The 9,420-nt window shown below is 74.5% G+C and carries 10 protein-coding genes; 4 read left to right on the forward strand and 6 right to left on the reverse strand.

What is annotated here, in order from left to right; all coding sequences use genetic code 11:
• The first annotated feature begins 3 nt into the window (after positions 1–3).
• Complete coding sequence (locus ACZ5WK_RS31465) at positions 4–855, forward strand: LysR family transcriptional regulator (RefSeq protein ID WP_465552464.1); 852 nt, start codon at positions 4–6, stop codon at positions 853–855.
• Positions 856–983: 128 nt separating this feature from the next.
• Here the strand turns inward: ACZ5WK_RS31465 and ACZ5WK_RS31470 are convergent, their stop codons facing one another.
• The 3 genes from ACZ5WK_RS31470 to ACZ5WK_RS31480 form a co-directional block, all read right to left on the reverse strand.
• On the reverse strand, positions 984–1,349 hold the full coding sequence (locus tag ACZ5WK_RS31470; protein ID WP_465552466.1) for an HflX-like GTP-binding protein: 366 nt from the start codon (positions 1,347–1,349) through the stop codon (positions 984–986).
• Positions 1,350–1,640: 291 nt separating this feature from the next.
• Positions 1,641–1,877: a hypothetical protein gene (locus tag ACZ5WK_RS31475; RefSeq protein ID WP_465552468.1), complete on the reverse strand. Its 237-nt coding sequence runs from the start codon at positions 1,875–1,877 to the stop codon at positions 1,641–1,643.
• A gap of 10 nt (positions 1,878–1,887) precedes the next feature.
• Positions 1,888–3,180: an MFS transporter gene (locus tag ACZ5WK_RS31480; RefSeq protein WP_465552470.1), complete on the reverse strand. Its 1,293-nt coding sequence runs from the start codon at positions 3,178–3,180 to the stop codon at positions 1,888–1,890.
• Between the two features lie 408 nt (positions 3,181–3,588).
• Here ACZ5WK_RS31480 and ACZ5WK_RS31485 point away from each other — a divergent pair, with 408 nt between their 5' ends.
• From ACZ5WK_RS31485 to ACZ5WK_RS31495, 3 genes are all read left to right on the forward strand, one after another.
• Positions 3,589–4,839 carry a D-alanyl-D-alanine carboxypeptidase family protein gene (locus ACZ5WK_RS31485; RefSeq protein WP_465552472.1) on the forward strand — a complete coding sequence of 417 codons (1,251 nt, stop codon included), beginning with the start codon at positions 3,589–3,591 and terminating at the stop codon, positions 4,837–4,839.
• A 153-nt stretch (positions 4,840–4,992) separates the two neighbouring features.
• On the forward strand, positions 4,993–5,493 hold the full coding sequence (locus ACZ5WK_RS31490) for an alkyl sulfatase C-terminal domain-containing protein (protein ID WP_465552474.1): 501 nt from the start codon (positions 4,993–4,995) through the stop codon (positions 5,491–5,493).
• On the forward strand, positions 5,490–5,924 hold the full coding sequence (locus ACZ5WK_RS31495; protein ID WP_465552476.1) for a PPOX class F420-dependent oxidoreductase: 435 nt from the start codon (positions 5,490–5,492) through the stop codon (positions 5,922–5,924). The genes ACZ5WK_RS31490 and ACZ5WK_RS31495 overlap by 4 nt, the downstream gene beginning before the upstream one ends.
• On the opposite strand, the gene ACZ5WK_RS31500 is transcribed toward ACZ5WK_RS31495, so the two are convergent.
• The 3 genes from ACZ5WK_RS31500 to ACZ5WK_RS31510 all read right to left on the reverse strand — a co-directional run.
• On the reverse strand, positions 5,908–6,777 hold the full coding sequence (locus ACZ5WK_RS31500) for an alpha/beta fold hydrolase (protein ID WP_465552478.1): 870 nt from the start codon (positions 6,775–6,777) through the stop codon (positions 5,908–5,910). The genes ACZ5WK_RS31495 and ACZ5WK_RS31500 overlap by 17 nt on opposite strands.
• 230 nt (positions 6,778–7,007) lie before the next feature.
• Complete coding sequence (locus ACZ5WK_RS31505) at positions 7,008–8,501, reverse strand: peptide MFS transporter (protein WP_465552480.1); 1,494 nt, start codon at positions 8,499–8,501, stop codon at positions 7,008–7,010.
• Between the two features lie 28 nt (positions 8,502–8,529).
• Positions 8,530–9,420, reverse strand: an 891-nt coding sequence (locus ACZ5WK_RS31510) for an adenosylhomocysteinase (RefSeq protein ID WP_465552482.1), incomplete at its 5' end; no start/stop codon positions are given.

Consider the following 9,420-nt stretch of genomic DNA (forward strand, 5'->3'; position numbering starts at 1 on the left):
CGGATGGAGACCCGGGAACTGCGGTATTTCGTCGCTGTCGCTGAAGAGCTGCACTTCGGGCGTGCCGCGCAGCGGCTCGGGATCGCGCAGCCACCGTTGTCACGGGCGATCCAGCGGCTCGAACGCCGGCTCGGGGCAGTGCTGTTGGATCGGACCAGTCGCACTGTCACGCTGACCGAGGCCGGCTCGGTGCTGTTGGTCGAGGGCCGGGCGGCTCTCGACGCGGTCGAGGCCGCCGAGCGTCGGACCCGCCGCGCCGCCCTTTCCGTGACCGGCCGCCCCGGCCTGGTCCTGGTCACGAAGGCCAGCGCGTCAAGGGAACTGCTGGCGAGACTGCTCGACGCGTACGCCGCCGAACCGGGCGCGGTCCCCGTCGACGTCATCCTGTGCGGTCCGGCCGAGCAGGAACGAGTCCTGCGCGAGGGCCGGGCCGACGTGGCGCTGCTGCACCGGCCGTTCGACTCGACGGCCGGATTCCACACCGAAGAGCTCAGCACGGAGAGTCAGGTTGTGGTCCTGCCGGCCGGGCATCCGCTCACCGCCCGGGCCCATGTGCACATGGCCGACATCACCGGGCTGCCGGGCCTGCCCCTCCCACGCTGGCCCGACCCCGACGGCACCTACCCGCCCGGCCCCGGCCCGCAGGTCCGCGACCATGCGCAGTTGTTGCAGCTCGTCGCGCTCGGCCGTGCGTGTGCGGTCTCACCGGAGTCGTGCCGAGCCCAACTGCACGGTGACCTCGCCGCCGTGCCCGTGCTGGACGCGCCGACAGTCACCACCGTGATCGCCTGGCCACCGCACAGCCGGTCCAGAGCCGTCGCCGACCTCATCCGGACTGCGACACGTCTCCAGTAGCTCCCACCCGCCCGGCCAGGCTCCACCCATCGTGGCCCGGCTCAGGCGGCAGATCGCGGTGGGTGCACGCGGCTGGTGTCAGTCTGCGCGACCAGGTGACATCTATCTCGACCACTCACACCCTCGCATCATTCGCGTGAGTGGTCGGTCGGCACGACAAAGTCGGAAAGGCTCACGGCGGGGCGGCCAAGTATGTCTGTCAGCACGCGCTGTTGGCGCTCGGTCAGGGAGGCAATGAAGACCACTGCGTCGGCGCCGGCCTGGTCACAGGCCTGGGCTACCTCGCGGACTTTTCCGTAGCTCAGCAGAGTGCGCGAGGAGTAGGGCAGACCCATCTTCTGGACCCCGCCGTCCGAGACGCCTCGTCGTTGCACGATCTGCACGACGACCCGAGCGCCGCGCGCTGCCAGCTTTGTGGCCGCCGACGCCATGAGCGTTTCGAAGTCCTTCTGCTTCGCAGAGAAGTAGCCAACCAGGACTACGTCAGCGCCCATGACCGTGAAGCGGAGCGCCTGGCGCCGGGCCGGCCTCGACCGCACACGGCGAGCCAGGCGCCGGTCGTGCCTTCGGGGTTGGTGCATGCGGTACAGGCTAAATGCCTGGCTACCTGCAGCGATACCGCATTTCTCGCTGACTGGGCTTGGCGAGGAAAAGGTCAGAGCCACTCATTTGATGACGGCGATCGTGACGGTGGCCTCGTAGCGTACGGCGAGCTTCTCGTATCCCGTGGCCACGGCCCGGTGGCGCTCGAGGCGGTTAATTCCGCACCCGACCGGCGGACGACGCTACCGTGACGACCCGCCCCAGCCCTCCCCCTGCGACCGCCCTATTCGGCTCGTGCCGGCGGCCACCGCGGCGCCCAGCACGATCAGGACGACGTACCCGGCCGTCCGGTGGCCGTCCGGCACCAGGTGGCGGACGAAGCCGAAGACGTGCAGGCCCCACAGGTGGTCCGAGAGCAGGCCGCCGCTGATACCTCCGACGACGAGGACGAAGCTGACGAAGCCGAGAAAATTCTTCATGCCGTCGAGGCTAGAGAGGCAGCCCGGCATCGGGATCCGACTTTCGGCGCGAGCACACCCCACCAAAGTCGTGGGTTAGGCCGACGTCAGCGGCGCGGGCGCCGCCGCCGGCCCGCACGACACCGGCGAGCGCCGAGAGCAGCGCGGGCGCCGCCGCCACCACGAAGCAGAGCGCCGGCGGCACCCGGCCGACCAGCAGGCCGACGGCCGCGGTGCCGCCCGCCGAGCCCGCGTTGAAGGCGGTGTTCACCCATGCCCCCGCCCGGGTGCGGGCCTGCGGCGCGGCGGCCTCGTCGGCCAGCAGGTAGGCGGTGGTGACGGCGGGTGAGACGAAGAGCCCGGCGCAGGCCATGGCCACGGCCAGCACCGGAAGGTTCGGCGCGAGCCCGGCGCCTGCCAGCGCCACGCCCAGCCCGGCGGCCAGCACCGGCAGCCTGACCGCCTGCGGGGCGGACCAGCGCAGCGCGCCGTAGGCGAGGCCACCGACGGCGCTGCCCACCGAGAGCGCCGCCAGCACCCAGGCCACCGCGCCCGCCTGCCCGCGCTGTTCGGCGTAGGCGGCCACCGTCAGGTCCAGCGCGCCGAGCGCCAGTCCGGTGGCCGCCGAGGCGAGCACCGCCCGCCGCAGCGCTCCCCCGCCGCCCGGCCGCCCGACGCTCCCGTGGTCCCCACGCTCGGCCCCGGCCCCGGAGAGCGCCCGGGCGGGCGGCGCGGAGACCAGTGCCAGCGTGCCCGCCAGCACCAGCGCGGCGCCCGCCGCGACCCCGGTGGCCGGCCCCGCCGGCCCGGCCACCGCGAGCAGCAGCCCGACCAGGAGCGGGCCGCTGACGAAGAGCAGCTCCTCGGCGACGGTGTCCAGGCTGTAGGCACGCTGGAGCAGCGCCCGGTCGGGCAGCAGCCGGCGCCAGAGGGTGCGCATCACCGGCCCGAGCGGCGGGGTGCAGGCGCCGGCGGCCACCACCAGGGCGCCGATCAGCAGCGGCGGCCCGCCCGGCCGCCAGGTGGCGGCGGCCGTCAGCGCGAGCAGCCCGGCGTACGCCGTGGCCAGTGGCGGCAGCGCGCGCCGGGGCCCGTACCGGTCGACCAGGGCGGCGCGGGCCGGAGAGAGCAGGACGCTGGTCAGCCCGAACAGGGCGATCGCCGTGCCGGCCACCGGGTAGGAGCCGGTGGCGTCCCGGACGGACAGAAGCAGGCTGAGCGGGGCCATGCCGTACGAGAGCCGGCCGAGCAGCGCGGCGGCGAAGGTGCGTCGGGCGTGCGGGGTGCGCAGGACAGCGCGATAGGACGGGGTCAAGGGGGGCAACGGATCGTTCCTCGGTGGGGGCGGGACCGGCAGCACGGCCGTGCCCGCGGGCGTGCGGGGACACCGGGGCGCCGCGCCCGGTGCCGGGGCGCGGTCGCGGCGGGCCGCCTAGACACGGTGGAGGAACATGCCCGGCACCGTACCAGCTACCCCGCGCGGGACGGCAGCCCGGCGAGAGGCCCGGACGGAGCAGCGGGCGCGGCGGCCCGGCGGCGACGCGGGTACGTTCGCCGTGTGCAGCCAAGGTCAGTGCGGCAGAGCTCCGGACAGCCGACGAACGCGCAGCAGACGAACGCGCAGCCGACGAACGCGCGGCGGGGGTCCGTGCAGCCGGCGTCGGCGCAGCGGGGCTCGGCGCAGCGGAGGTCACGCCACGTCAGAAGGCCCGCGGCGGCCTGTGCCGTCGCCGTGCTGGTGCTCGCGGTCACGGCGCCGGCCGCCGCCGCGCAGGACGCGGCGTCCGTGGTCGGCGGCGAGCGGCTGGGCCGGCCCGCCGTCCAGGTGGCGCCGCTGGCCGGGGCGCCCGCGCTGCCGGCGGAGCTGACGGGGCGCTCCTGGCTGGTGGCGGACGCGGCCACCGGGGAGATCCTGGCGGCGCGCAACGCGCACATGCCGCTGCCGCCGGCCAGCACGCTGAAGATGCTGTTCGCGGACACCGTGCTGCCCAAGTTCGACCGTTCGCTGGAGCACAGGGTGGCACCGGCCGAGCTGGCCAGCCTGGGAGCGGGCAGCAGCCTGGTCGGCATCAAGGAGAACCTGCCGTACCGGGTGGAGGACCTCTGGCGGGGCGTCTTCCTCGCCTCCGGCAACGACGCGGTGCACGTCCTCGCCCACATGAACGGCGGGCTTGCGCAGACCGTGGCCCAGATGCAGGCCCGCGCGCAGTCCCTGCAGGCCCGGGACACCCGCGTCGTCTCCCCCGACGGCTACGACCAGGACGGGCAGGTCTCCTCGGCCTACGACCTGACGCTGTTCGCCCGGACCGGGCTGCGCAACAAGGACTTCCGCGCCTACTGCTCCACCCGTACCGCCCGCTTCCCGGGCGGGGTCGACAAGACGACGGGGCAGCGCACGGCCTTCGACATCGCCAACACCGACCGGCTGCTCGGCAAGTACCCCGGGCTGATCGGGGTGAAGAACGGTTACACCACGGGTGCCGGGGCCACCTTCACCGGAGCCGCCGAACGCGGCGGCCGCACGCTGCTGGTGACGGTGATGCACCCGGAGTCGCAGGCCAAGGTGTACGACGAGGCGGCGAGCCTGCTGGACTGGGGTTTCGCGGCGGCGGGCAAGGTCGAGCCGGTCGGGCACCTGGTGGAGGAGGAGGCGGGCGCCTCCGCCCCCGCCACCGGGGCCCCGGCCTCGGGCGGGCTGCCGCAGGCGATCCATCGGGCCCACCACGCGCTGGGCCCGGCCGGCTGGACGGCCGTCGCCCTGTGCGGGGCGCTGGCGCTCTGGGCGGCGGGCCGGGCACGTGGCCGGCGCCGCCTCCACCCGGTGGCCGCCGAGGCCGTGCCGGTGCCGCTCGCGTTCCCCCGCGCCGGGGCCACCGCGCTGGGCGGCGCGACGGCGGTGGGCGGGCGCGGCCGGCGACGGTTCGTCCGCTCGGTCCGGGCCATGGTGCTGACGGCGCGGCGGCGGGGCACCCGCTCGCGGTGACCGCCGGGAGCAGCGACCGGGCAGGCGACGGGGCGGTGACCGCCGGGGGTGCGAGGACCGGGCGGCGTCGCCCGAACGGCCGGGACGTGCGCGATCCCTCGGGTGCTGCGCGGGTTCGAGCCGTGACGAGGGCCCGCCGGTGCAGTTCCGGCGGTGTTGCTCGACTCCCTCGCGATCCTCGTCGACGGCCCGCGGGCCTGGGCAGAGGATCTGACGATCGACCTGGTGCTGACCGACGAGGAGCGGCGCTCCCGCCTGCCCCTGCACAACGGCGCCCTGACCCACCGCTCATGCCCGGCCGGTGACGCCCCGCGGTCCGCCGCCGGGCTGACGCTCACCCTGACCACGCCGCAGCTGCTCGCGGTCCTGGCCGGCCCGGGCCTCTCCGGGGTGGCCCACGAGGGGGATCCGGAGCTGCTGGCCAGGCTGTCCGGTGTGCTGCCCCGCCCCGTCGGGGGTTCGCCGTCGTCACCCCGTGACGCGGCCCTCCGCTCCCACCGCCGCCCGGCCTGCGCCCCGTCACGCCCGCCGAGGGCCGCCGATGGCCGCTGCCGGCGCCCGCCGGCCCGGGCCCGGGAGACGGGGGCCGCACCGGGTCGCCGCCCGTCGCGCGGACGAGGCCGGCGCCGACAGACCCTAGACTTCCCGTCATGAACGACGTGCCGCCCGACCCCGCGACTCCCGGCCCCGCCTCGCAGGAGCGGCTGGAACGCCTCGTCCGCCTCTCCTCCGGCAGCTACCTGCTGGTGACCACCTACAAGAAGGACGGCACCGGCGTGCCCACCCCGGTCTGGGTGGTCCGCGACGGCGACGCGCTGGGCGTCTGGACCGTCACGGACTCCTGGAAGGTCAAGCGGATCCGCAACCGCGCCGACGTCCTGGTGGGCCCCTGCGACGTCAAGGGCCGGCCGACCGGCGAGCCGTACCCGGCCACCGCCGAGATCCTCGGGCCGGAGCGGACCGCCGCCTACCGGACGCTGCTGCGGCAGAAGTACGGCCTGCTGGGCGTCCTCACCCTGCTCGGCAGCCGGCTGCGGCGCGGCGAGCGCGGCACGGTCGGCATCCGGATCACGCTGACGGACTGACCCGCCCGGCCCCCTCCTCCACCCGCGCGCAGGTGTCCACGATCACCCGGGCCACCAACTCCGGGTCGTCGCTCATCGGCACGTGCCCGCAGCCCGGCAGCCGGACCAGCCGGGCGTCCGCGAGCTCGTGCAGGGCGCGGACGCCCTGACGGCGCAGCAGGATGCGGTCCCGGGTGCCCCAGGCGACGGTGACCGGGAGGGCGGAGAGGTCCCCGGTGAAGCGCAGCCCGCGGCCGGCCGCCAGGGTGGGCTCGAAGCCGGTCGCCCCGCGCAGCGCCCCGGTCTCGGCGGCCGCGGCGGCGGCGTCCCGGCGGCCGGGGCGGGCGTAGATGGTGGAGACGAGCAGCGCCCGGCCGGCCCTGGAGCGGGCGAGCCGTTCGACCACCGGCTGCGGCAGCACGCGCGCGCCGGCCCGCATCCCGCCGAGCACGGTGTAGGCGTAGCGGCGCTCGGCCTCCGTCCAGAAGCCGGCCGGTGCCAGTGCCGTCACCGAGCGGGCCAGCCCGGCCCGGCCGAGCCCGAGCGCCAGCAGGCCGCCGAGCGAGTTCCCCGCGACGTGCGGCCGCTCGATGCCGAGCGCCTCGCAGAGCCCGCCGAGTACCGGGACCACCGCCTCCACCCCGTACGGCACGCCGGGCGGCAGGGCGGGCGAGGCTCCGAACCCCGGCAGGTCGACTGCGATCACCTCGTGCCGCTCGGCGAGTGCGGGCAGCACCGGCTCCCAGGCCTGCCAGTGGTGGCCGATGCCGTGCAGCAGCAGGAGCGGGCTGCCGACGCCGAGGCGCCGGTAGCGGACGGTCACCGCTCCCGGTCCGTGCGGGTCGGGCAGCGGGAAGGTGATGTCGGCGGGCATGGGGCTCCTCTGCTGGACGCGATGTCAGCAAGGATTACCGACCGGTAGCCCCGGCGACAAGAGGCCGGTCGCGACGCCTGCGGCGCCCGCGCTGCCGGCCGGGCCGTGGACGGCGGGGGCCGGCAGCGCGGCACCTCGACCCGGCCGGCGTGGCACCTCGACCCGGCCGGCGTGCCACCTCGACCCGGCCGGCGGGGCGGTGCCGCTCCGCCGGCCGGGCCCGGTGCCGCTCAGACGCCCAGTCGGCGGGTCAGTGGCCGGGCGACCAGCAGCAGGCCTGCGGCCACCGCCACCGCCGCACCGCCGAGGGCGAGGAAGAGTCCCGGACCCGGCACGTTCCCGCCGGCCGCCTTGAGCGCGTTGCCGCCGACCCCGGAGCCGAGCGCGGCGGAGAGCCAGAACACGCCCACCAACTGGCTCATGAACGCGGCCGGCGCCACCGCCGTGGTGACGCTCATCCCGACCGGGGCCAGCGCGGCCTCCCCCGCCCCCATCAGCAGGTAGGTGGCGACCAGCCAGAGCGGCGAGACCTTCACCCCGTCCTCGGCCCGGTGGGCGGCCAGCGCCATCAGCAGCAGGGAGCCACCGGTCAGCGCCATGCCGACGGCGAACTTCGCGGTGGCGCTGATCCGTTCGCCGAACCGCACCCAGATCCAGGCGAACAGCGGCGCCGCCAGGACGATCGCCAGCGGGGTCGCCGACTGGAACCAGCTGGCGGGCAGCCGGATCCCCAGCACCTCCCGGTCGGTGGAGTCGCGGGCGAACATGCTCAGCAGCGAGCCTCCCTGCACGTGCAGGCCCCAGAACAACGCCGACGCCACGAACAGCCAGGCGTACGCGCGGATCCGGCCCCGGTCGACGGCGGAGATCTCCGGGTGGCGCAGCAACTGCCGGAAGCAGCCGACCGGCACCGCCAGGCTCAGCACCGCCACCAGGACCAGCGCGTGCCGGATCCTGAAGGTGCCGGCCAGCGCGTCGGCCGCGAAGACGGCCGTCACCACGGCGACCGCCCAGCCCGCCACCCGGCCGGCCCTGCGCCGCTCGGCCACCGTGGCCGGCCGCTCCGGCCGGCGCCCGGTGTCGCCGAACGAGGCCGATCCGCGCAGGTACTGCCAGATGCCGAACCCCATGCCGACGGCCGCCAGACCGAACCCGAGGTGCCAGTTGACCCCCTCCCCCACGCTCCCGACCACCAGGGGCGCCAGCAGCGCGCTGCCCTGGATCGAGGTGTAGAAGACCGCGAACCCGGCGTCCCGCTCCGCGGTCGCGCCCCGCGGGTAGAACGCGCTCAGCAGGCTCGCCATGTTCGGCTTGAGCAGGCCGGTGCCGACGGCGATCGCCAGCATCCCGAGGTAGACGGTCGGCACCGTCGGCAGCGCCATCATGACGTGCCCGGCCGCGATCACCACCGCGCCGTAGAGCGTCGCCCGGTAGCTGCCGAACAGCCGGTCGCCGAGCCAACCCCCCGGCAGGGAGGCGAGGAAGGTGGCGGCCATGTAGACGCCGAACAGCATGCTCGCGTCGGCGTTCGAGAGGCCGAGCCCGCCCTCGGCGGCCGGCGCGGAGGCGAACAGGAACAGGATGGCCAGCATCCCGAAGAAGCTGAACCGCTCCCACATGTCCGTGGCGAACAGCGTGACGAACCAGCGCGGCCTGCCGAACAGCGCGCGCTCGGCCGGCCCGGCCGGCGCGGCCGCCGGGCGTACCGTGGTCGGTGACGTCATGGGTGCACCCTCCTTCCGTGTCGGTCCGTCAGTAGCGGTACTGGTCCGCCTTGTACGGGCCCTCGACCGGAACACCGATGTAGTCGGCCTGGTCCTTGGTCAGCGTGGTCAGCTTCACACCCAGCGCGTCCAGGTGCAGACGGGCGACCTTCTCGTCCAGGTGCTTCGGCAGCACGTAGACGCCGATCGGGTACTGCTCGGTCTTCGTGAACAGCTCGATCTGCGCGATCGTCTGGTTCGCGAAGGAGTTGGACATCACGAACGACGGGTGACCGGTCGCGTTGCCCAGGTTCAGCAGACGGCCCTCGGAGAGGATGATGATCGTCCTGCCATCCGCCTTGCGCCACTCGTGGACCTGCGGCTTGACCTCGGTCTTCACCACACCCGGCAGCAGGGCCAGGCCCGCCATGTCGATCTCGTTGTCGAAGTGACCGATGTTGCCGACGATCGCCTGGTGCTTCATCCGGGCCATGTGCGAGGCCATGATGATGTCCTTGTTGCCGGTCGTCGTGATGAAGATGTCCGCCGACTCGACGACATCCTCCAGCGTCGCGACCTGGTAACCGTCCATCGCCGCCTGCAGCGCGCAGATCGGGTCGATCTCGGTCACGATGACCCGCGCACCCTGGCCGCGCAGCGACTCCGCGCAGCCCTTGCCCACGTCGCCGTAGCCGGCGACGACAGCGACCTTGCCGCCGATCAGCACGTCGGTGGCCCGGTTGATGCCGTCGATCAGCGAGTGCCGGCAGCCGTACTTGTTGTCGAACTTCGACTTGGTCACCGAGTCGTTGACGTTGATCGCCGGGAACAGCAGGTTGCCGTCGCGGTGCATCTCGTACAGGCGGTGGACACCGGTGGTGGTCTCCTCGGTCACGCCCTTGATCGTGGCGGCGACCTCGGTCCACTTGTTCGGCGTCTC

The sequence above is a fragment of the Kitasatospora sp. NPDC032757 genome, assembly GCF_055579305.1.

Coding starts and splice junctions, on each gene's coding strand:
- ACZ5WK_RS31465 (WP_465552464.1), top strand. CDS start 4: ATGGAGACCCGGGAACTGCGGTATTTCGTCGCTGTCGCTGAAGAGCTG.
- ACZ5WK_RS31470 (WP_465552466.1), bottom strand. CDS start 1,349: ATGGGCGCTGACGTAGTCCTGGTTGGCTACTTCTCTGCGAAGCAGAAG.
- ACZ5WK_RS31475 (WP_465552468.1), bottom strand. CDS start 1,877: ATGAAGAATTTTCTCGGCTTCGTCAGCTTCGTCCTCGTCGTCGGAGGT.
- ACZ5WK_RS31495 (WP_465552476.1), top strand. CDS start 5,490: ATGAACGACGTGCCGCCCGACCCCGCGACTCCCGGCCCCGCCTCGCAG.
- ACZ5WK_RS31500 (WP_465552478.1), bottom strand. CDS start 6,777: ATGCCCGCCGACATCACCTTCCCGCTGCCCGACCCGCACGGACCGGGA.
- ACZ5WK_RS31505 (WP_465552480.1), bottom strand. CDS start 8,501: ATGACGTCACCGACCACGGTACGCCCGGCGGCCGCGCCGGCCGGGCCG.